The 22,321-nt window shown below is 40.3% G+C and carries 18 protein-coding genes and 1 pseudogene; 12 read left to right on the top strand and 7 right to left on the bottom strand.

All coding sequences use genetic code 11. The features are described from left to right. Positions 1-26 precede the first annotated feature (26 nt). The 4 genes and pseudogenes from ACKI4H_RS04995 (at position 27) to ACKI4H_RS04980 (ending at position 5,897) form a co-directional block, all read left to right on the top strand. Entirely contained in the window at positions 27-1,136 is a 1,110-nt protein-coding gene (locus tag ACKI4H_RS04995; RefSeq protein ID WP_407304218.1) for a beta-ketoacyl-ACP synthase III, read from the top strand. A gap of 11 nt (positions 1,137-1,147) precedes the next feature. Next, on the top strand, positions 1,148-1,906 hold the full coding sequence (locus ACKI4H_RS04990; RefSeq protein WP_407304216.1) for a lysophospholipid acyltransferase family protein: 759 nt from the start codon (positions 1,148-1,150) through the stop codon (positions 1,904-1,906). 180 nt (positions 1,907-2,086) lie between these two features. Then, a pseudogene (locus tag ACKI4H_RS04985) lies at positions 2,087-4,093 on the top strand (hypothetical protein). Between the two features lie 88 nt (positions 4,094-4,181). Then, positions 4,182-5,897 (top strand): AAA family ATPase, encoded by a 1,716-nt coding sequence (locus ACKI4H_RS04980; RefSeq protein ID WP_407304214.1) that lies wholly within the window; start codon positions 4,182-4,184, stop codon positions 5,895-5,897. Between the two features lie 74 nt (positions 5,898-5,971). Here the strand turns inward: ACKI4H_RS04980 and ACKI4H_RS04975 are convergent, their stop codons facing one another. Next, on the bottom strand, positions 5,972-6,937 hold the full coding sequence (locus ACKI4H_RS04975) for a 3-carboxyethylcatechol 2,3-dioxygenase (protein WP_407304212.1): 966 nt from the start codon (positions 6,935-6,937) through the stop codon (positions 5,972-5,974). Between the two features lie 457 nt (positions 6,938-7,394). On the opposite strand from ACKI4H_RS04975, the gene ACKI4H_RS04970 reads away from it, so the two are divergent. The 3 genes from ACKI4H_RS04970 (at position 7,395) to ACKI4H_RS04960 (ending at position 10,947) form a co-directional block, all read left to right on the top strand. After that, the gene (locus ACKI4H_RS04970) at positions 7,395-7,757 is read left to right on the top strand and encodes a hypothetical protein (RefSeq protein WP_407304210.1); all 363 of its coding nucleotides are present in this window, start codon (positions 7,395-7,397) and stop codon (positions 7,755-7,757) included. 935 nt (positions 7,758-8,692) lie between these two features. Continuing rightward, complete coding sequence (locus ACKI4H_RS04965; protein ID WP_407304208.1) at positions 8,693-9,613, top strand: LysR family transcriptional regulator; 921 nt, start codon at positions 8,693-8,695, stop codon at positions 9,611-9,613. Positions 9,614-9,771: 158 nt separating this feature from the next. Then, complete coding sequence (locus ACKI4H_RS04960) at positions 9,772-10,947, top strand: CynX/NimT family MFS transporter (RefSeq protein WP_407304206.1); 1,176 nt, start codon at positions 9,772-9,774, stop codon at positions 10,945-10,947. A 52-nt stretch (positions 10,948-10,999) separates the two neighbouring features. Here the strand turns inward: ACKI4H_RS04960 and ACKI4H_RS04955 are convergent, their stop codons facing one another. Then, the gene (locus ACKI4H_RS04955) at positions 11,000-11,452 is read right to left on the bottom strand and encodes a DUF441 domain-containing protein (protein ID WP_407304204.1); all 453 of its coding nucleotides are present in this window, start codon (positions 11,450-11,452) and stop codon (positions 11,000-11,002) included. 140 nt (positions 11,453-11,592) lie between these two features. Between ACKI4H_RS04955 and ACKI4H_RS04950 the strand changes: the two genes are divergently transcribed. Next, entirely contained in the window at positions 11,593-12,303 is a 711-nt protein-coding gene (locus ACKI4H_RS04950) for a pseudouridine synthase (RefSeq protein ID WP_407304202.1), read from the top strand. Here ACKI4H_RS04950 and ACKI4H_RS04945 read toward each other — a convergent pair. The 3 genes from ACKI4H_RS04945 to ACKI4H_RS04935 all read right to left on the bottom strand — a co-directional run bounded on the left by ACKI4H_RS04945 (position 12,296) and on the right by ACKI4H_RS04935 (position 14,185). Continuing rightward, complete coding sequence (locus ACKI4H_RS04945) at positions 12,296-12,739, bottom strand: GNAT family N-acetyltransferase (protein WP_407304200.1); 444 nt, start codon at positions 12,737-12,739, stop codon at positions 12,296-12,298. The genes ACKI4H_RS04950 and ACKI4H_RS04945 overlap by 8 nt on opposite strands. Positions 12,740-12,829: 90 nt before the next feature. Continuing rightward, positions 12,830-13,165: a type II toxin-antitoxin system RelB/DinJ family antitoxin gene (locus ACKI4H_RS04940; protein WP_407304199.1), complete on the bottom strand. Its 336-nt coding sequence runs from the start codon at positions 13,163-13,165 to the stop codon at positions 12,830-12,832. A 114-nt stretch (positions 13,166-13,279) separates the two neighbouring features. Then, the gene (locus ACKI4H_RS04935; RefSeq protein WP_407304197.1) at positions 13,280-14,185 is read right to left on the bottom strand and encodes a pseudouridine synthase; all 906 of its coding nucleotides are present in this window, start codon (positions 14,183-14,185) and stop codon (positions 13,280-13,282) included. A 151-nt stretch (positions 14,186-14,336) separates the two neighbouring features. On the opposite strand from ACKI4H_RS04935, the gene tsaE reads away from it, so the two are divergent. The 4 genes from tsaE (at position 14,337) to hfq (ending at position 18,334) form a co-directional block, all read left to right on the top strand. Beyond that, entirely contained in the window at positions 14,337-14,813 is a 477-nt protein-coding gene (tsaE, locus tag ACKI4H_RS04930; protein WP_407304195.1) for a tRNA (adenosine(37)-N6)-threonylcarbamoyltransferase complex ATPase subunit type 1 TsaE, read from the top strand. Beyond that, on the top strand, positions 14,806-16,764 hold the full coding sequence (mutL, locus tag ACKI4H_RS04925; protein WP_407304193.1) for a DNA mismatch repair endonuclease MutL: 1,959 nt from the start codon (positions 14,806-14,808) through the stop codon (positions 16,762-16,764). Before tsaE ends, mutL begins: the two co-directional genes overlap by 8 nt. Positions 16,765-16,770: 6 nt before the next feature. Continuing rightward, positions 16,771-17,715 carry a tRNA (adenosine(37)-N6)-dimethylallyltransferase MiaA gene (gene miaA / locus ACKI4H_RS04920; RefSeq protein ID WP_407304192.1) on the top strand — a complete coding sequence of 315 codons (945 nt, stop codon included), beginning with the start codon at positions 16,771-16,773 and terminating at the stop codon, positions 17,713-17,715. A 91-nt stretch (positions 17,716-17,806) separates the two neighbouring features. After that, on the top strand, positions 17,807-18,334 hold the full coding sequence (hfq, locus tag ACKI4H_RS04915) for an RNA chaperone Hfq (RefSeq protein WP_407304190.1): 528 nt from the start codon (positions 17,807-17,809) through the stop codon (positions 18,332-18,334). Between the two features lie 171 nt (positions 18,335-18,505). Here hfq and ACKI4H_RS04910 read toward each other — a convergent pair whose 3' ends face one another. Both ACKI4H_RS04910 and ACKI4H_RS04905 read right to left on the bottom strand, forming a co-directional pair. Beyond that, on the bottom strand, positions 18,506-19,810 hold the full coding sequence (locus ACKI4H_RS04910; RefSeq protein ID WP_407304189.1) for a peptidylprolyl isomerase: 1,305 nt from the start codon (positions 19,808-19,810) through the stop codon (positions 18,506-18,508). After that, the gene (locus ACKI4H_RS04905) at positions 19,810-22,269 is read right to left on the bottom strand and encodes an LPS-assembly protein LptD (RefSeq protein WP_407304187.1); all 2,460 of its coding nucleotides are present in this window, start codon (positions 22,267-22,269) and stop codon (positions 19,810-19,812) included. The genes ACKI4H_RS04910 and ACKI4H_RS04905 overlap by 1 nt, the downstream gene beginning before the upstream one ends. Between the last annotated feature and the right edge of the window lie 52 nt (positions 22,270-22,321).

The raw sequence follows: 22,321 nt of genomic DNA, 5'->3' as shown, positions 1-22,321 counted from the left end.
TAGCGCGATATTAGCAGGAGTTTTACATGGGCATTCGTATTACAGGTACTGGTCTTTATCATCCAGAAGAAGCCATTAGCAATGAAGAATTAGTTGCAAGTTTAAATGCTTATGTGGAACAGTTTAACCACGACAATGCGGATAAAATCGCAGCGGGTGAAATTGAAGCGCGTCGCGGTTCAAATGCCGAGTTTATTGAAAAAGCATCTGGGGTTAAAAGTCGTTATGTTGCTGAAAAATCAGGCATCCTAGATCCAAAACGTCTATATCCACGTTTACGTGAACGCAGCAATGATGAGCTTTCCATTCAAGCAGAATGGGGCGTGACTGCGGCTAAACAGGCAATGGAAAACGCCGGTGTCACTGCAGAAGATATCGATGTAGTGATTCTGTCTTGTTCAAACATTCAGCGTGCTTATCCGGCGGTAGCCATTGAAATTCAAACAGCTTTAGGTATAGAAGGCTATGCCTATGACATGAATGTGGCATGTTCTGCTGCAACATTTGGTTTGAAACAGGCTGCTGATGCCATCAAAACTGGCGCACGCCGTGTATTGCTGGTAAATGTGGAAATTACTTCTGGTCATACCGATTTCCGTTCACGTGACTGTCACTTTATTTTTGGTGATGTTGCAACAGCATCCATTATTGAGGACACGACCACTAAAACTGGTTTTGAAATTGTAGATACGCATTTATTTACCCAATTTTCAAACAACATTCGCAACAACTTCGGTTATTTAAACCGTAGTGAAGATGCGGTTGCAGATGACAAACTGTTCCGTCAAGACGGTCGTAAAGTGTTTAAAGAAGTTTGTCCACTGGTTGCGAAAATCATTACCAAGCAACTTGAGAAAAATGAGATTGCACCAACCAATGTCAAACGTTTCTGGTTGCATCAAGCCAATGCCAGCATGAACGATCTCATTTTAAAATATGTAGTGGGTAAAGATGCGGATCGTACACTGGTACCGATCATTCTGGATGAGTTTGCTAATACCTCTTCTGCAGGGGTGATCATTGCTTTACACCGTACTGCCCATGAAGTAAATGATGGCGAGTACGGGGTACTTTGCTCATTTGGTGCGGGTTATTCTGTCGGTTCAATTCTTGTGCAAAAACATGTTGTTGCATAAAGAATACTCTATTGCAGGTTGAGCATGATGCCAAATGGATCAAAGGCCTAAGTGCGTTGTCCAAACAGTATTTCACACCCAGCTTTTTCGGTGCTGAACATATTGATGCATCCAAACCTGCAATGTATGTGGGTAATCACACGCTATATGGGATATTTGATTCACCGATCCTGATTGATTACCTCTATAACCAACATAAAGTGGCCGTGGTCAGTATTGCTGATCATAGTCATTTTTATTTGCCGGGTTGGCGCACCCTGTTTAAAAAATTTGGGGCAGTGGATGGCAATAAAGAATATATCCGTGCCGCAATGCAACAAGGTTATTCTATTTTGGTCTTTCCGGGCGGTGGTCGCGAAGTCTTAAAAAGAAAAGGTGAGGCCTACCAGCTGATCTGGAAGCAGCGTTATGGTTTCTTAAAACTGGCGCAAGAATTTAACTACGACATTGTTGCATTTGCAGCTTTGGGTGGCGATGAAGTTTTTGAACTCGGTTTTGATGCCAATCTGGTGATTGAAAGCAACTGGTTTCAGAAGCTGTTGAAAGTACCCCAACTGGATAAATTGCTACGTCATGGCGATGTGATTCCATCCTTGCCTAAAAACCTAATGCCGAAACGCTTACCTTTTTACTTTCAATTTATGCCACGACAAAATTTAATGCATATTGAAAATGCTGAACAATTAGCAGATTTTCGCGATCAGATTCAGCAACAAATTTATGCGGGATTAGAAGATTTAAAACAACAACGTGAAGTTGAGAAAGATTAAACAAGCCCGGTGAATATTTCATTTCTAGATTTTTATAATGGATTATCAAATCATTAAGTTAAGTTAAGTTAAGTTTGGATGATTGGCCGAGCAGGTTTGATTAAATTTTCCAGTCAACATATAGTCGCTTCAGTATATGATTAGATTCATCCCTGGAGGATTGTTTAATTTGAGGCGAGTATGGAACAGGAACGTTTAGTACCGCAATATCAATGGATTGCGAAACAGTTACTCAGAATATCTACAAAGCTAAATGAAATTTTTCAAGATCAGCTTAATATTGTCGGTAATTTGAATGCGCAAAATATGTTTCGTATTGATCAGGAGCAGCATGCGATACACGTCGCCAATGGCTTGTTTCAACTTCAATTTTATACACCAGAATCCCCTCTAAAAAGTATTTTGCACGGTGATTTTTATTATTTGGGGCAAAAAGCAGAAGCATTAGAAGAATTCATATTACATGATCTGTATTTTTTAACCGGTGATTTAAAACCGCAACATTCTATATTCTTGCGTCAAAAAGCCCAACAATTACGACAGCTATTACTCGAACAGATTTATTTATGGGGCAATGGCGCTGAACGGGTCAGGACTTATCTAAAATGTCTATGTGTCGATGAAGCTGAAATTATTGATCAGCTGATGATGAATGCAGAGATTTATCACTCGAAAGTGCTGAGCGATTATGTATTGAATAAAACGGCCCTACCTGAAACTGTTGTACAAATGCTGCAACAGATTTGCTCGGTTCAAGTGGTCTGTAGTGATGAGTTTTTGCCATTACAGCAATTAATCGAATGTCTGGATGAATTCTGTTTTAGTGCACCGCAGTTTTTACCTGCTGCCATGTATCGCATTATGGCGCTGTCATTTGAAGAGCGCTTTACGCTATATGAATTAATCGAATATCAGGATGATATACAGTTGCTGTATCGTCATGCACAAGAAAAATCACCGTTATTGGGTTTTGTGCGTTTAATGCGACGCGAACTCTGGCAACGTGATGATTTATTGTCAAAGCATAATTTTCTTTATGCAACTTCTACAGTTTGGCAAAAGAAAGTCGCCAAACTGCCATTATTTGATTATCCCCGTGTGGTGAACTGGCTGTTTAAACAATCCGGTGATGTGCTGGATTGGCTAAGTCACGAGATTCAGCACAGCAGTGTCAGGGTCGCCGTGACGGCCTTAAGTTTTGTAGATACCAGTCAAGTGCATCCACAGGTCATTTTAGCCACTTTGCAATATTTTCAGTATGCTTCAGCGCGCATGTTTATACATGGCTGCCATTATTATGCGATGCAAGAACAATGGTTTAAACATGAAAATAACCAGAGTTTAGTGCTGAAAGGTCAGAGACAAGCTTTAGATGATCATCGAATTGCGATTAGTCCTTCTATTTTGTACTTAGACGAATGGATGGAGCTGATGCAAAATATCGCGCAAGGCAACGAGCAAGTCGTCAAGAAGACCTATTTACGTTTAAGTCGGGTAATGCAAGCTTATATGTTGCATTTACAGAAAATAACTCAGGTCTTACCTGAAGATTTAATACCTTATATCCGTCCGGACACCCATCAGAACCGTGACTTTTATCCTGTATTACAGCACTATAAAATGCAGCTGGATGAGTTTAGGCAAATCTTTTATTTACGTGATCGGCATACCCGCGTGTCAGTCTTCGATTCTTATGTGCGGGATTATTTGGTTGATTATTTTAGTGACAATAAAATGGTACCCAAAAGCACCACCTGGCTTGGGCTTTTTCATCAGGCTGTTTATTGGCATGATCAAATCCAGAAACAGGAAATTATTGCCCAGTTAAAGAAAAATTATGCTGAAGCTGTATGGCAACCGTTTATGGTTGAGAAAAAGATTTAGTTTGCGGGATGGAGTTTTGAAGAGCTGGCAGATTTAGACCGAATTATTGAAGAATCCAAAAGATGTCATCATTGTCTGGCGGCTAGCTATGCACAGCGGATTATAGACGGGGAATATGTGGCTTTTCACATGGCATCGTTAACCGGTACGCATCATATGACTTTGGGCTGCCATTTAAAAGATGGAAGAATGGCCTATGACCAGTTGGAATATCCACATAATCAGAAAGCCGAGCATCTTTTTGTGAATATCGCTTTGCAATTTATCTCCTGGTTAAATGTACAGTTAATGCCATTTAAGTGACAGTTGCTGTCGTTAAACTTTTTTCTGTGCTTAACTTTTAGGGAAAAAATCGGTAGGCTATAGCCGTTAATTTACGGTTATAGGTCTTATGAAACAAGAAACTGCACTCAAGCTTTTAAAAGCGGGCGAAAATGTCTTTTTAACAGGTTCGGCTGGTGCAGGGAAAACCTATACGCTTAATCAGTACATCAATTATTTAAAAGCCCGTAAAGTACCGGTGGCGATTACTGCATCAACCGGAATTGCTGCAACCCATATGAACGGCATGACCATTCATACCTGGGCCGGGATTGGCATCAAGGATTTTTTATCCGATGCTGACCTGAAGAACATGAAAGAGCGCAAATACCTAAAAGAGCATTTGGAAAATGCCCAGGTGCTAGTTATTGATGAAATTTCAATGTTGCATGCCAAGCAGCTAAATCTGGTTAATCAGGTGCTTAAATATTTTAAAGAAAGTGATGATGCCTTTGGTGGCATTCAGGTCATTGTGGCAGGTGACTTCTTCCAGTTACCACCAGTGGGTAAAAATGATGAACGCAATCGTGATAAATTCTGCTTTATGTCCGATTCGTGGGTCGAAGCCAAATTTCGCGTCTGTTATTTAACAGAGCAACATCGTCAGGGCAACGATTATTTAAATGACATCTTAAATGCAATTCGTAGTCAAAGTATCACATCTGAACATTTACAGGCTTTAGAACAAACCCGCCAGCAAGATATTGGTGAAACCTATACCCGTTTGTATACCCACAATATGGATGTGGATGCGATTAACTTTAAGCATCTGAATGCAATTGAGGCAGATGAGCGACAGTTTGAAGCCGTGTGTGATGGCAATGATAAACTGATTGAAACTTTAAAATCTTCGGTTCGTGCGCCTGAAAATCTCACCTTAAAGAAAAATGCCAAAGTCATGTTTGTAAAAAACAACTTTGATATGGGCTATATCAACGGTAGTTTAGGCGAAGTCATCGGCTTTGAGGAAGATGATGATCATGGCATTTTACCGAAAGTAAAACTGACTGATGGCACGGTACTGATTGTTGCACCTGAAACCTGGTCGGTCGATAACGATGCCGGTAAAACCATTGCCAGTTTTCAGCAAATTCCACTGCGTTTGGCATGGGCAATTACCATTCATAAATCTCAGGGCATGACATTGGAAGCGGCTGAAATTAATCTGGCTCACACTTTTGAGAAAGGTCAGGGATATGTCGCAATATCGCGGTTAAAAGCCTTAAGTGGCTTAAAACTGCTTGGCATTAATGAGCAGGCTTTAGAACTGGATAGTCTGGCGATTAAAGCCGATCGGCGTTTTCAGGAATTATCCAGTGAAGCGGAAAATCATTTTGAGGCGATTGATTTGATACCGCAACACAAAGCCTTTATACGTCATTGCGGCGGGACATTGAATGAAACTGAAATTCAGCGCAATGAAAAGAAAATTGCCAAAAGCGGCGGTAAAACCAATTATGCCACCGCTACACTGGATGAAACGCGTGAGCTGTTTGTTGAAGGTTATGAAATTCAGGATATTGCGGTTGAACGTGGGTTAACGCCTGCAACTATTATTAACCATTTGGCTAAATTGCATAAAGAGCAGGGCCTGGATATTTCTGTGGCACATCCGGGTGAAGAAGTGGTTGAACAGGTACGAAAAATTTATAAACGCTTAATGAAGCGTCAAAGTCCGGAACATTTTAGTGAAGATGGTGTTATTAAGCTGCGTCCAATTGTGGAAGCGACTACACCGCGTATGGGTTATGATCAGGTGCGTCTGGCTTTACTTTTTGTTGAATAAGCTTGCATGCTTCGATCAAGAAAAGACATCATTTGATGTCTTTTTTATTTAAATCAGTGCTGCTATATGAATGTTTATGATTTATTAAATCCAGATGATTTGGGTTCAGCAGTCATCATGCCCATACCGGCAATCCATTCCTGAATCGGTTCATAATAATGTACTTCCGAATCATATTCCCCACTGACAGAAAGTGCTGCAAATGCCGCAATCCAGGCACGAATTTCCTGACCGCCACGACCGCCATTTTGATGAATTTCTTCATTGCTCATATTGGCTAAATAATCAAAATCCGCATTTTTAAAGCGCTGTAATAAGTCTTTATCCCATTCCGGGTTCAATGGTAGCGTGGCTGATAAGTCACCATGAGCCAGGCGTTGTCCCACGGCAATGATTTTGGATTGACGATGATTACGTGCTTCTGCTGTCGGGTTACGTCCGGCAATTAAAAATTCCCGAACTTCGGGTGCTGCGGTGCTAATTTGCGGTGTCGGTGGATCATGTGATAAACCGCCGGAACCAATAATTAAAACGCGCTCATCTAAGCTTTTAAGGTATTCACCAATCACTTTACCCAGTTCAATCACACGTTTGGTCCGTGGCATAGGGGCAGCAGCGCCATTAATAAATACCGGAATGACTGGATAAAGATCCAGTTGACCCTCACAGAGTAAATCCAGCGGTTGGGTAAAACCATGGTCGGCTTGCATGCGATATGAATAAGAAATATCAATATCGTGCTCTAAACAGTGTTCAATTAAACCTAAGGCTTTATCTTCTGGAACGTCTAATGGTGCAGGACCATAATTCCAGTCACCCGCAGCAGTTGCATGTACACCAACACAGAAACTTGGCATTAGGTCATAAAAAAAGCCATTAAAATGGTCGGGACCAAAGGCCACAATGAGCGTGGGATTATAGGTTCTAACCTGTTCAGCCAGTTTTCGAAATGTTTGACGTGCAGCTGCTTCTATTGCTGCAGGAGGAGATGCAAAATCCAGTAATGGCGTGTGCGAGACACATATTAGCTTTATGGGCATTATTTTTTCTCAAATCTACATTTATTAATATTTTGAGCTTAAATATAAAGCGACTACTAAATACAATATTTATCTTTGATCGAGCCATAGTCAAAATATTCATATTAAATAGATGTGCTTAAGTTGATTATTTTTAGCATATTGAAATACCGTTATTTAATTTATTATTGATGGGCTTAAGATACTTAATATTGAAAACTTAATGGTTTGTGGAGTTTTAATTCCTGCAAAGCTAAGACCAAAGTTCTAACGCCGTTTAGATTTTTAAGTAATGGAGAGGGAGGAGGGTTATTTATAGTCAAATTTGAGGTATTATAAAAAGTAATGCTTTAATTTGAAAAAATAATTTGTTATGTTGTTTTTGAATAACAACAATTTGAATACGTTTTAAAATAGAAAAAATAGGATGATTTTTTCTATGACTCAAAAACAATTAAAAAAATAAAAGGGAAAATTTATGAAACAGTATCAGAGAGCGGCGCTCGCGTTAGTGGTGGCCAAGCTGGAATTCGGCAACACTAAATCTAATATTTATGACTATAACGAAAGTTCATATTCTCAAATAAGTGGCAATGTGAATCAGCAAGAAGCCAAACTTTTTGATTATCAGAGATCGGTAATTTTTGAAGGGCGCCATACGGGTCGAGAGTTCAATTTATATGATTATGGTCATAGTGAATTTATCAGCTTAAAAAAGAAAGGCGTAAAAAAATACGAAGGTTATCATTATGGAAATTCAAGTTATTTTGAGATTACGATTTCTGGTTCTACCTTGAGTTTTTATGATTTGGGGACTGGACAATATTATCGCTTTTCTTAATGAATGATTCATTAGCTCATATAAAAATAACTCCTAGATAGGCTCTCTCTGCTTTGAAATACCCGACGACAAGCAATTGTGCAGCTTTAGTTATCTCTTCACGAACCTGTTTCGCCATTTTAACCCATGTAATTTACACAATGTCATTCAATTCAACTAAATCATTAACCTAGACACCAGAGTCATGAATCAAGCCTAATAACAGAATTTTGTGCGTAGAAAACTGGTCAATGACTTTTCCAGAAGAATTTACTAACTTTTTCACGATTAATATCAATGTGCAAACCTGCAACAATTAGATTGACTACAAGATTCAGGTTAGCATTCAATGTTTTAAAAATAGCTCCCTACAATCAATTTTAAACCATCACGGCATTGTAATACGCTATAAACATGTTCAAAGGCTACTAACTATTCAAGCGCAAGCTCTCATACTAAAATCGGTTCCTCAAAATTCGTATCAAACTCTGGAGTTTTGCCATGAACAATACGCGACCGTTAGTTGCTTAATCTGATCGAGTTTTTCTGCCTTGATAAAACGTAGTGGCATGAATTCTAAACAAGGTATATGCCAAAATATTGTCATAAAATACAAAGTTCCTGATCGCCACAAATGAAAGTCCGATATCAATCTGGGTTTGGCAGTTGCTAGCTTCGACCACTGGGGCTTTGTGTGGTTTTACCTTTCCAATAGCTTTGCTCAGCAATTTTAAATTCAGGCTTCACCCCAACCTACATAGCCAAAAAATGTGAAAAATAATAACCATGCCTTGTTTCCTCCAAGAAGATTGTTTTGGTTAAAAACATCAGCGAATAAAATAAAAATGAAATAATCTCATTGTTTTAATGATAAGATTAATTTAATTCATTATTTTTTATATGTTGGGCTTTTTATACAAGGCTCAAAACATACGCTTTGTTGGAATGTTATTTACATGTTAGAAATTCGCCATTTAAAAACCCTGACGGCTTTGCGTGAACATGGTTCACTGGTTGCTGCAGCTAACGACTTATGTTTAACCCCGTCGGCAATTTCTCATCAACTGAAAGAGCTGGATCATTGGTATGGGGTGGAGGTGGTGAATCGCCGTAGTCGCCCAGTGAGTTTTTCCAATGTCGGGCAACGGTTACTGAAATTGGCTGATGATGTATTGCCACAAATTCAGATTACCCAAACCGACATTACCCGTATTGTGCATGGTCAGACCGGGCGTATTATTTTCTCGTCGGAATGTCATAGTTGTTTTGACTGGTTAATGCCTTTACTGAATCAATATCGTCATTTATATCCAGATGTAGACCTGGACTTTGCTTCAGGTTTTGAAGCCAATCCGCATGAACTTTTGCAAAATGCAGAATTTGATATGTTGATTACGGCAGATCCGATTGCATTAAAGGGCATCGAATATTTCCCGATTTTTGAATATGAATCACGTTTGGTTTTATCCAATACTCATCCCTTGGTACGGGCTGAACGTATTACCGTGCAAGAGTTGGCAGATGAAACCCTGATCATTTATCCGGTAGACAAGCACCGTCTGGATATCATGGCGAAACTCTTTATTCCTGCAAATATTCAACCTAAAAAGATACGCACGACCGATTTAACCCAGATGTTGATTCAACTGGTGGCCAGTGGACGAGGTATAGCAGCACTGCCAGATTGGGTGGTGAATGAATATGAGCAAAAGGGCTGGGTCACCTCACGCCGTTTAGATTGCGTATCTGCTACAGGCTTGCGTCGTACTTTGTATGCGGGCTATAGAACTGAAGAGAAAGAGAAAAGCTACTTTGAAGGTTTTTTAAAGCAATTGGCTAAATTCTCGCAAAAGCGCAATCAGTATTATTCTGCTTAGAAAGGGTGCGGAATTTTGCAGAGCTTTAAAGATAATTTTTTCCTGGTCTGATGTAATCTCAGATTAAGTTTTTTAAGCTCTAAGCTGATCTAAATCAACAATAAAAAACAGTTTTTATTCTTGCTAGCCTAGCCTTGGAATCGCTAAAGGAGAGGATTGTGAATTCCGCACATTGGCTCAGCAAGGATTTATGGATAATTGCAGCAGGATTTGTCGCTGCTATGCATATTGGTAAGTTACCGCCCACGATTTCTTTACTGCAGGCCGAGTTAGGCATTAGTTTGGTTCAAGCCAGTTTTTTATTATCCCTGGTGCAAGTTGCGGGCATGTGCATGGCATTATTGCTGGGCAGCTATACCGCCAAAATAGGCTTAAAATCCTGTGTATTATTGGGATTAAGCTTACTTACAATCGCCAGCTGCATCGGTGGTTTTGTGCAGACATTCTCAAGCTTGCTGGCTCTGCGTGTGATGGAAGGTTTTGGATTCCTGCTGATTACCTTAAGTGGCCCTGCTTTTATCCGTCAATTGGTTCCTGTGGATCATTTGCAAGCCAAGATGGGGCTTTGGAGTGCCTATATGGGAGGCGGAATGGGGATCGGCCTGCTATGCACACCTTTGCTGCTGAATAGTATTGGGTGGCAAGGCGTCTGGATTTGCTATGGTTTGTTATCACTCTCTTTGGCCTGCGTGATTTACAGTATTATTCCCAAAGCACAAGCCAATACCCAGCCAGTTGAAATTTTTAACTTAATTCAGTTAACTTTAAAACATCCTCCTGCCTGGATTTTAGCGATTATTTTCGGTGTATACGCTGGGCAATGGTTTAGTCTGGTCAGTTTTTTACCCAGTATTTATCAGCAATATCAATTTTCTTTAGCACTCGCTGGTGCCTTAACAGCTATCGTGGCGATAGCCAATGCCATTGGCACTTTTGTTTGTGGATTGCTGTTACAGCGAGGTTTTCGGCCTCAAACTTTAGTCCAAACTGGTTTTGCTAACTTAATATTGTGTGCCTTAAGTTTTTATCTGTTACATGAATTCTTACCCTTTAGTCTGCAATTTATATTGGTTTTGAGTTTTTCATTATTTGGAGGCTTTGTGGCGGCTGTGGTGTTTTCTCAGGTGCTAAATTTTGCCGCAAAGCCGATTGCTATTACGAGCACAATCGGGCTGGTGTTGCAGTGTTCTGCAACCTCGCAATTCTTGTTGCCTCCTTTAATTGCATCTATTGTGCTGAGTACAGGCTCGTGGTTTTGGGTCGGGATTTTAATGGCAATCCTATCGCTGATTGGCATGTTTTTGATCCGTATTTTATTTCGAAAAACTGCGTAGTAATTAAGAATCAAGTCTAAAAGTGTCAGCTTGCAGACTGGAGATTGAAAATTTAAGAATAGCCTATGAACAGGGTGAGTATTCCAGCCGCAATTAAAGGGCCAACAGGAACACCGCGCAATACCGCAACGCCTGCAACTGTACCAATCAATAAGCCTGCAACCACATCGGGCTGATTGCTCATGAGTTTGACTCCACGTCCACCCAGCCATGCAACCAATACACCGATCGCGATTGCAAGCAGAGATTTCCAGCTCATAAAGGATTTTAAAATCGCATCGCCTGGAATTTTCCCACTGGCAATAGGTGTTAAAACACCAATGGTTAAAATAATGATGCCGATATTTAAACCGTGTTGCTGCAAATAAGGAAAAAATTCACTCAGCGGGGTAATACGAAAAACGATGAGTATACCGGCAGCAATAGTGACAGCACTATTATGACTAAAAATACCGCAAGCCAATAAAACTAAGAGAACGATCAGATTCAAATCTAGATTGGACATTATCTTCAGGGAGATTGGAAAAAATAAGATCTATTATATCGGGTTTTGCGCTGAGATTTACTTTAAAGACTGGGAACAATAAAATTAGCCTGCATTTCAGTATAGAATGCGTCTTTCGTGATATTTAGAGGGTGAGGTTTATGTTCTTGGAAAAGATGTTGCAATCGCAAGGTTTCGGTTCGCGTAAACATTGCCAGCAGCTCATTAAAAATGGAGCGATTGCCATCCAAGGTGAAGTCATCACCAATGCAAAACATAAACTGGATTTAAATCATTTAAGTTTTTCCGTATATGGAGAACATTTTGATTATCGTGAAAAGGTCTACATCGCCTTAAACAAGCCTCAAGATTATGAATGTTCGCATCAGGCCACGCATCATTTTAGTGTGTTTGACCTGTTCGATGATGTGCTGATGAACCGTGGTTTACAATGTGTGGGACGTTTAGATCAGGACACCAGCGGTCTTTTGTTACTTACGGATGATGGGCAATTTCTACAAGCCTTAACTCATCCCAAAAAACATGTGGCTAAAGTCTATCGAATGCAAACGGGCGATCCTGTGACAGCGCAGCAGATCCAGCAATTGCAGCAGGGCATAGAATTACGTAATGAGTCAGGTATTTTTGCGGCAACAGATGTGATTCAACTTGCAGAAAATGAATTACAGCTGACCATTCATCAAGGTGTTTATCATCAGGTGAAACGGATGTTGGCTGCTGTGGGAAATAAAGTTGAACGATTGCATCGTCAGCAAATAGGTGCTTTAACGCTTCCTGAATTAGCACAGGGGAAGTGGATTTATTTAGATGAACAACAGGTCGAGCTGGCCAGAACACAGATGGTTATTTAAGGAAACAGTGATAGGTCTGGAATTCATCATCTTTCACAAAGCCCATTTGCTCATACAGTTTATGGGATTGATAATTGGTTTTTTGAGTTTCCAGGCTAATGCGTAGCGCATTTTCATGACGCGCAAATAAAATAGCGGTATCAATCAGTTGTTTTGCTGAACCCTGACGCCGATAGGTGGGGGTAACATAAACATCATCCAAAATATAATAGATTGAACAAGCGACCGAAGAAAATCCTAAATACAGTAAAATAAAGCCTGTAAAAACATCGTCTTTAATATGAATAAAAATCACGCTTTCCTGATTTTCAAAGCGTTGTTTTAAGAATTGATAAGATGCATTTAAGTCGGAAGAAGCCCCATAAAATTGGCGATATTCATCAAATAAAACTGCAAGAGGGTGTAAATCTTCTAGAGTGGCGCGTCTTACGATCATTCTATACTCCATGCTTTTATTATCTTTGCATGAAGCATAACTAATTTTTTATATTCAGTTTTTTAAAATTTGTTTGTAAATGCAACACTGTTAAGTTTTGTCACTTTCACCCAAAATGGCATTCAGCTCTTCAAACAGGTCTAAATGGTCATCATCTAAAATAAATTCTTCCTCAACATCAAGCGATTGTTCGGCTTGACCCGTTAAACGGGTTTGTTGTTGCTTTAATTTTCGAATCTTATACAGTTGTTCAAGATTAATACCTTGATTTTCAATAGAAAATGGGATGGATTTGGTTAGCACGACTTGTTTAAAGAACAATCGAACCGCTTGTGCTGGCGTAATCCCCAATTGTTTAAACACTGCAAAAGCATGTTTTTTTTCTTGGGAGTCAAGTCTTATTTGATAAACTTCTGTTTTTCTCATGATTTCTGAATACATCTAATTACTTAACTTTTCAGCATTTATTTTAATCAAATCTCATGTAATTTCAATATTCATACACTATATTTACGAAAATAAATTGTAATGACAAGAATATTACAATGTCAATTCAAGCTTAGAGGAAAATTCCATCTCCTGAGAAGTGAGGGGGTCAGTCAAGCGAATATATTTTGCTAAAAGCTGTAGTGGTGCGGAAAAGTCATCTGCTCTCTTATGTTGCACCACGGGATAAAAAGGATCATTTTTAATAGCAATGCCTAAACTGTTCAAATGAACGCGCAATTGATGCTGCTTACCTGTAATCGGGTTAAGTTCATATTTCCCCCACACAGAGTCATGCTCAATTAAATTAATTTCGGTTTCGCTATTTATTGGTCCTTCAACCACTTGCATGGTATAGAACGGTTGTCCTTTTTCCAGTCGATAACGGGTATAGCAGGGAAATGTTAAATCTGCATTAAAAGCTGCAATGGCATGATAAGTTTTATTCACCTGGCGTTGTGCAAACATTTCCTGATAGACAGCACGAGTAGAGGTTTGTTTAGAGAATAAAACCACACCTGCCGTTTCACGGTCGAGACGATGAATCGGTGTTAAAAATTCATTACCAGTTTGTTTTTTTAACCGTACCAATAACGTTTCTTGCACGTATTGACCGGTTGGACTGATGGTCAAAAAATGTGGTTTATCGATCACCAGCAAGTGTTCATTTTCAAATAAAATTTCATGTTCAAAGGGAACGTGTATTTCATGTGCTAAAAAACGGTAGTAAAACACGTGGCTATTTTCGATATATACAGAGCTAATAGTTAATATTTGACCTAAAGCATCATAAATTAATCCGTCAGCAAAACGTTGCTGCCATTCAGATGTATCAATATGGGCAAACTGCTGACATAAATATTGATAGACAGTGGCCGGTGTAGGAAATGTTTTAGGAAGGAATACTTTGCTTGCGCTTACACCATCAATCATGGGGGGAATAAATTCAGTGCTGGTCATGTGATTTGTCGTGGATCAATCTGTCGTTAATCAAAATGAATGGTATTTACAAAGAAATGTAGGAAAAGTTACACATTTGCAAATGCGAACATGGGCAATAAAGCGGTGCGATGCTATCATAATTGGTCTTTGAAATCATGTCGTGAGCAATATGCAGTATTCATTTAATTTGGCCTTAAACAATGAAGACGATACCCAAAATTTAGCACAGGTTTTGGCGCAGCATTTTAGCACGGGCGTGGTTTATTTAATTGGTGATTTAGGTGCCGGAAAAACTACATTCACCCGCTATTTTTTGCAAAGTTTAGGGCATCAAGGTGCGGTAAAAAGTCCGACCTACACCTTGGTTGAACCCTATAATATTAACGGTAAAGATATCTTTCATTTCGATTTATACCGCTTAAACGACCCTTATGAACTTGAGCTGATGGGGATCCGGGATTATTTGGAAACACCGGATGCTTTATTTTTATTTGAATGGCCTTCAAAAGGTGGCGATGAAATTCCACCCGCTGACCTTATTATTAATATTGAAAAATCTGAAGATGAGCTGACTCGTACAGCAAGTTTAAGTTTTTCATCGGCAGCCTTAAAACAAGCATTAGAGAGTCAATTGAACAATGCGTGATCATTTAAGCGAACGTCGCATTCACACCCTTAATCCTGCACTAGCCAACCAGATTGCAGCAGGAGAGGTGATTGAGCGGCCAGCATCGGTAGTAAAAGAATTATTGGAAAATTCAATTGATGCTGGTGCGACTGAACTTATTATTCGTATTGAGCAAGGTGGCAGTACCCTGATTGAAATCATTGACAATGGTCATGGTGTTCATCCTGATGATTTAGCCTTGGCGGTCATGCGTCATGCCACCAGTAAAATTCAAACTGCGGATGATTTACAGGCCATTGTCAGTTTGGGTTTTCGGGGTGAAGCATTGGCTTCGATTGCTGCAGTTTCACGTTTAACCCTGATCAGTAGCCAGAATGATGATGGCATCGGCTATCAAGTTGAAGTGAATGGTACTGCTTTTGATCATCAGGAAATTCAGGCGGTTGCCACTCAAAAAGGCACTCATATTCGGATTCAGGATCTGTTTTTCAATGTGCCGGCACGTCGGAAATTTTTAAAAAAACAGGGTACTGAATTTGGACATATTGAAGAAATTGTCCGTCGTCTGGCCTTAACCCATTTTGATATCCGGTTTGTTCTAGAGCATAACAATAATATCCGGTTGAACTTGCCGATTGCAGATAGTGGTGAGTTACGTTTTCAGCGTGTCCAACAATTATTGGGTCGCCAATTTACTGAAAATGCCTATTGGATTGATGCCGATAGTATCAGCATGCGTTTATCTGGTTGGCTCGGTCATCCTTCAGATGCACGTTCACAAGCAGATATACAATATGTCTATGTGAATGGGCGGATCGTAAAAGACAAAACCATTTCACATGCCTTGCGTATGGCTTACGACGGAATTTTGCATGGGCATCAACACGCTGCATATTTATTGTTTTTAGAAGTGGATCCTGAAAATGTCGATGTTAATGTACATCCGACCAAACATGAAATTCGCTTTCTAAATCAACGTGAAATACATGAATTTGTGCGTCATTTTGCCAAAGAAACGTTGTCCCAGTTTCAAACAGCAAGTGCGGATTTAGCTCAGGCAATGAAAATACAAGAAGAAGCTACAGGTATTCCTCAAACGCAACTTCCGCGTTATCAGGAGCAGTTTCAATTGCATCGTGCTGTAGAGACTTTGGAGCCAGCGATGGCAGTTGAGTCATCCACCGAATTATTAACCGACTTTAATGCCAGTACTCCACAAACAGTTCAATACGCGTCACAATCTTCGCAAAGTCGTTATATGGGTTCACAGCAGCTGAATAATGCCTTGCAAAGCTATTTGGCACCATTACGTGAAGCTACCCCATCGAATGCAGATGCAGTGTTGAATCAATTTGAACAACGTGCAGCCGTTCATGTGGATGAGCATCCTTTAGGGATTGCGATTGCGCAATTGCATGGCATCTACATTCTGGCGCAGAACACCGAAGGTTTAATTATTGTTGATATGCATGCCGCACATGAGCGGATTGTATTGCAGCAAATGAAAGCGGCGTGGGATAAGCCAGAATTTTGGACATCACAACAGCTGCTTATTCCTAAAGTCATCAGTATCAGTCGTATGCAAGCCATGCGGGTCGATGAGCTAAAAGATCAGCTTGCGCGTTTAGGTCTGGAAATTGATCAATATGGCGATGAACAAGTCATTGTACGCGGGGTGCCTGCCATTTTGCATAAGGCGGATTTTGAATCCTTGGTGCCTGAATTGCTGAATGATTTAGACCCGAGTGACGAAGCGCAAGGCTTGCTGCAAAAGCGTGACCAAATTTTGGCGGGAATGGCGTGTCATGGCGCAGTGCGTGCACATCGTATCTTAAGCCTTTCTGAAATGAATGCTTTACTGCGCCAAATGGAACAAACCGAATTTGCCAGCCAGTGTAATCATGGACGTCCAACCTGGCGCGCATTTCCACTTTCACAGTTAGATAAACTTTTTGCTCGAGGAGAGTAGTTGTACATGTCAAATCAATTGCCGGTCATCAATTTAATGGGACCAACTGCAAGTGGTAAAACCGCTTTGGCATGTGAACTTTATGAGCAAGGTCATTTTGAACTCATCTCCGTCGACTCTGCGCTGGTTTATAAAGATATGGATATTGGTACGGCAAAACCAACGAAAGAGGAGCAGGCGCGCTATCCGCATCATCTGATTGATATTATTACGCCTTTAGAAGTGTATTCAGCTGCGCAGTTTGTAGAAGATGCCTGTGTGCTGATTGATGATATGCATGCACGTGGTAAAACACCTATTTTGGTAGGCGGAACCATGCTTTATTTCAAAGCCTTACTAGAAGGATTGTCGAGCAATTTACCCAGTGCTGATCATGCTGTTCGGGCTGAAATCGAAGTGCAAGCAGAACAACAAGGCTGGGAAGCGGTTTATGCAGAATTGTGTGCGGTAGATCCCTTGGCAGGACAGAAATTTAAGATCAGTGATAAACAAAGAATCATCCGTGCATTGGAAGTATTTAAGCTTACCGGACAACCGATTACAAAACTACAAGCTGAGCAACCCAAAAATGTACCCTATCGTTACACTTTTCATAATCATGCTTTATTGCCAGATCGTGTAGAATTACATAAACGTATTGAACAGCGACTTAAAACCATGTGGGATATCGGATTTTTACATGAAGTAAAGTATCTGATGGAAAAATACGATTTAAATGATAATTTACCTTCCATGCGCTCTGTTGGTTATCGTCAAGCTTTAGAATTCATACAAAAAAGTGACCAAAGTAACGAAAAAAGGCAGGAAATGGAGCATAAGTCATTGTTTGCGACACGACAACTTGCAAAACGTCAATATACCTGGTTAAGATCTTTGCAAGAATCACATAGTTTTAAAACATATTTAACGATAACGCAGGCTCAAGAAGACTTGCGAAACTGTTACGGATAAAGCAAAATTTAGTAACTATCTTTTTATAATTTTTATTTGAAAAATAGAGATAGTTTTTTGCGCTGATTTTTAAATTTTTTGGAGTTATAACATGTCTAAAGGTCAAACTTTACAAGATCCGTTCTTGAATTCTCTCCGTAAGGAACGTATCCCTGTTTCTATCTTCCTTGTTAACGGTATTAAATTACAAGGACATATTGAATCTTTTGACCAATATGTCGTTTTATTAAAAAATACTGTAAGCCAAATGGTTTACAAACATGCGATTTCTACAGTAGTCCCTGCGCGTAACCCGCGTCCTGCTGGTGCTCCTGCTGGTGCTCAAGGCGCTCCTGGTAGCTTTGGCGCACAAGGTGGTCAAGGTGGCTTCGGTGGTCAACCTGGCGGTTTTGGTGGTCAAGGTGGTTTCGGTGGTCAACCTGGCGGTTTCGGCGGTCAAGGCGGCTTCGGCGGGCAACCTGGCGGTTTTGGTGGTCAAGGCGGTTTTGGTGGTCAAGGCGGTTTTGGTGGTCAACAGGGCGGTTTCGGTGGTCAAGGTGGCTTCGGTGGCCAATCTACCCCTGGTTTTGAAGGCGAAACAAAATTTGAAGATCCTCAAGATGACGAAAACAATCGTTAATTGTTGATTTTTTTAAAAACCTCTCCTTGTGAGAGGTTTTTTTATTTTAAAATTTATAGTTTTAAGATGATGGGATTTGTCAAATTCTTGTGCATAGCAGACTGCATTTTAATGAAGTAAAAAACCAGTTGTGATGAGCAACTGGTTGTTTAAGAATTAAATAAATCAAATTTATTTGCTCTTTTTACGATCCAGACTCGGGTCTTTAATCTCAACAAAAGCATTGCTACGAATTTCACGTAACCAGCTATCTAACTCTGCATCAAATTGGCGTTCACCTAAAATTTGACGCGCAAGCCGTTCTTGGTATTCACGTGACATGTCTTGTTGGCGAGTATCTGTCACTTGAAGAATGTGCCAACCAAATTGGGTTTGAAATGGCGCGCTGGTTTGGCCTACAGGTGTGTTTTTCATTTTTATTTCAAACTCGGGTACCATAACGCCCGGGTTAACCCAGCCCAGGTTACCACCATCGCGAGCAGAACCCGGATCATTAGAGAAAGTAGATGCTAACACTGCAAAATCTTCACCCGCTTTTAGGCGATTATAAATACTGTCAATTTGTTGTTTGGCATTTTCCGGACTCACCACTTCTGAAGGCTGAATCAAGATATGGCGTGCTTTATATTGAGGTACAATGGCTTTTTGCTCAGACCCTTTCCGATCTACTAGCTTTAAAATATGTATTCCGTCTTTTACAGGAATAAGATCAGTGGTTTGTCCAACTTGCAGTGGACTTACACGTGCAGCAAGTTCGCCTGGAAGGTCAGATAGATTCCGAAAGCCCATATCTGCACTTTCGACTTTCACGCCATTGGCAGTGAATTTTTTATCAATTGCACTTATATCATTGCTGTCTTTTAATGCCACTTTTACTTGTTCCGCAACTTTTTCTGCATTGTTGGTGCCAGAAATACGTACATGTAATACATGCACCTGATTGCCTAGGGCTGCTTGGCCTTGTGGTGTTTTTAAGAAGTTTTCCACGTCTTGGTCACTAATTTTAATACGTGACATCACCCTTTGTTGGCGCAGGCGATTGATGGCTAAATCTTCTGCAATACGGTTACGCAGTGATTCATAAGTTCCTGGTGCAATAGCATCCAGCTTTTGCTGAAATGCTGCCAGACTTTTGCTGCCAGACTGAGTGGCAACTTTAAGCACGGCTTCATTAAGCTCTTTTTCATTTGGCTTGATATTGTAGCGTTTGACTTGCTCAAGTTGTGCTTGGCGAATGATCAGCTGATCAAGTGCCTGCTGTTTTAGATACTGCTCTGGTGGAACTGGTTTTTTTTGGGCTTCAAGTTGATGTTTTACTTCTGCAATACTTTGATCTAAATCACTTTCCAAAATAACACTGTTATCTACCAAAGCCACGATTTCATCTGTTGGTTGTGCAAATGTAGCCATTGATGAAGAAAGGGCTAAAGCGAGAGCAGTCGCTTTAAAAAAATGTTTTAACTGTATTGTCTTCATTAACGTTGTGTCCAAGATTGATTAATTTTATTAAAACCTAGAATACGATTTTCTAGTAATGATGAAAGCTTTTTGTTGAAACCACCCAAGCCTTTAAGGCTGACTTCGGCCATAATGGCGCGTTTTGCATTCACACCATCTGCCTTCACATCATCCAGGTCATTATAGTAAGAGCGTCCATAAACCGAAACACCCCAACAGCACGCTTCATAATTTACACCCAATAGATATTCACGCGCTATATTGTTATCTATGTCATATTGAGCATGCCCCATAATGCGCCAGTTGTTAGAGACTGGCTGAATGAAGGAGGCAACGACTTGGTCATATTGCTTTTGCTGGTCTGGAATATCTTGGCGATAGAAGTAACCAAGGTTATACAGGTTGCCTTGCTCGCCGGTGTAATAAAGCTGGAAGTCACGTTGAACATTGTCGCCATTCGACATCCATGCTGAATTAGCTCCAATGGTGAAATTTTGTGACAATTGACTAGAAACACTTATAACAGGGCCGGTACGGCGTTCAGTATCAAACTGATTAGTTTCATTTTCTAGAGTGACACGGCGATCTTCAAAATAGAAACTTTGTCCAATGCTGGTTTTTAAACGTTCCAGACCAATTTCATCAAATAAGCTATAACTTAGACCTAGGGATAAGAAGTTGTTGTCTTCTAAACGGTCATGGCCATAGAAACGACGTGCATTAAATAACTGGTCATAATTGATCGATGCGGTTGTTGAGTCAAAGTTTGGATGACCATCCTGGTTTTTATACGGTGCATAGGCATAAAATGCACGTGGCGTGAGGGTTTGCAGGTATTTCCCGTCTTTTTCAAAGATCAGACCGGTATCTAAAGTGAATTGCGGTACGGTGACCGATTGATTTTCACTTGAGGAATTGGTGTTTTGATTGGCGTTAATAGTATCTTGATCATAGAAAGTACTGATGTTACGAAGCGACACTTCTGGAATAACAAATGACCACGGATTACGATAGTTATAACGCACAGCAAAGTCATTATAAATACGGGTGCCGCTAGGCTCATAGGAACCATCATTCGTTGTATCGGACAGGCTGATGTCTTTTTTAAAGTAAGCAGTATCGTTATTAAATTCGTATTGTAAACCCAGTGGGTTTCCGGTTTTATAATTTAACAGGAATTGCGGTAGACGTGCATAGGGACGGTCTTCAACAGAAATAGATTTGTCCAGTGTTTGGAAGTCCTCAACTTTTAACTGAGCTTTTAAGCCGGGAATACCATTTTTATAGTTAAGTTCCCAAGCGCGACGCAAGTTTAAGTCGGTCTTGGAGTTTGGGTTACTATTTAAATCAGAAAAATAATCTTTATCTGAGGCATAGTTATAATCTAAGTTGGTAGAAAACTGATCGTTGATTTGCCATTGATGTAATAGATGCAAGTCTTTACGGTCTTTGCCATCATATTTGTCATCCGAAGCTAAATAACCGCCCCAAATCATACCTGAGCCATAGTTCTCTGTTAAATAACGGAATTCGCCTTCAAGCATTGCTCCACGATCAGCAATATAACGTGGAGTAACCGTAGCATCGTAATTGGGTGCCAGATTTAAATAAACAGGAACCGCGAGTTCTACACCACCATCATTGGTAAAGCCAAAACTGGGTGTCAAAATACCTGTGGTACGACGGTCATCAATCGGAAAGTTAAAGTAAGGAACTGCTAAGACGGGAACATCTTTAACATATAGCTTAGTTCCGCGCGTTTCGCCGCGACCTGTTTCCTGATTTAAAGTAATTTTATTGGCTTGAATTTTCCAGGTAGGCGTTTCATCCGGTGGGCAGGTGCTATAGGTTGCATTGTTCATCACCACCACATTTTCAGAGGTCCGGGCAATTTTTTCCGCACGCCCATGCGCATGTTGTTCTTCAGAAATATAAAAACTGTTATTTAAATCGCCTTGCTGGGTTTTTAGGTTGTAATTGATTTGATCACTTTGTGCGAGTAATCCGGCTTGCGCCATTTGCACGTGACCTTCAGCATTGGCAAAAGTTTGAGTTTGATCAATGGTAATTTTATCAGCACGAATCTGGCGACCTTGTTGATCAATGACAACATTACCTTCGAGGACCGAGTCACCTTTTGGATCGTAATGGCCATAATCTGCAGTCACAACTGAGGTAGCTTCAGACGGCTCTACCGCTTTAGTTTCTGGGCTAATAGGGGTAACCCAGGCACCTTTACAATAGGTGGAACTTAAATTTTGTCCCTGACGTTGTTGGGCTTCCGGTGATGATTTATCAACATAATACTGTTCAAAAAACTGTTGGCCAGGATAAGCTTCTTGAATGCTGTCCTTTATTTTCTGGTTGTCGACAGTCGAAGCTGGAAGTGTGGACTCAGCATAGCTTGAAATCGAGCTGCCACATAAAAGGGTCAAGATAGCAGTCGCTAAAGGATTAAATTTGAATTGATGCTTCATTTGTATCATTAACCAAGTCAAGTATGCTTAATCGCAATTAATTATTCTCGCA

Origin of the sequence: Acinetobacter sp. (assembly GCF_045628685.1) — a bacterium.
Lineage (GTDB): Bacteria > Pseudomonadota > Gammaproteobacteria > Pseudomonadales > Moraxellaceae > Acinetobacter.
The sequence above is the reverse complement of the archived record's forward strand: the minus strand, read 5'-3'. Positions and strand labels throughout refer to the sequence as shown.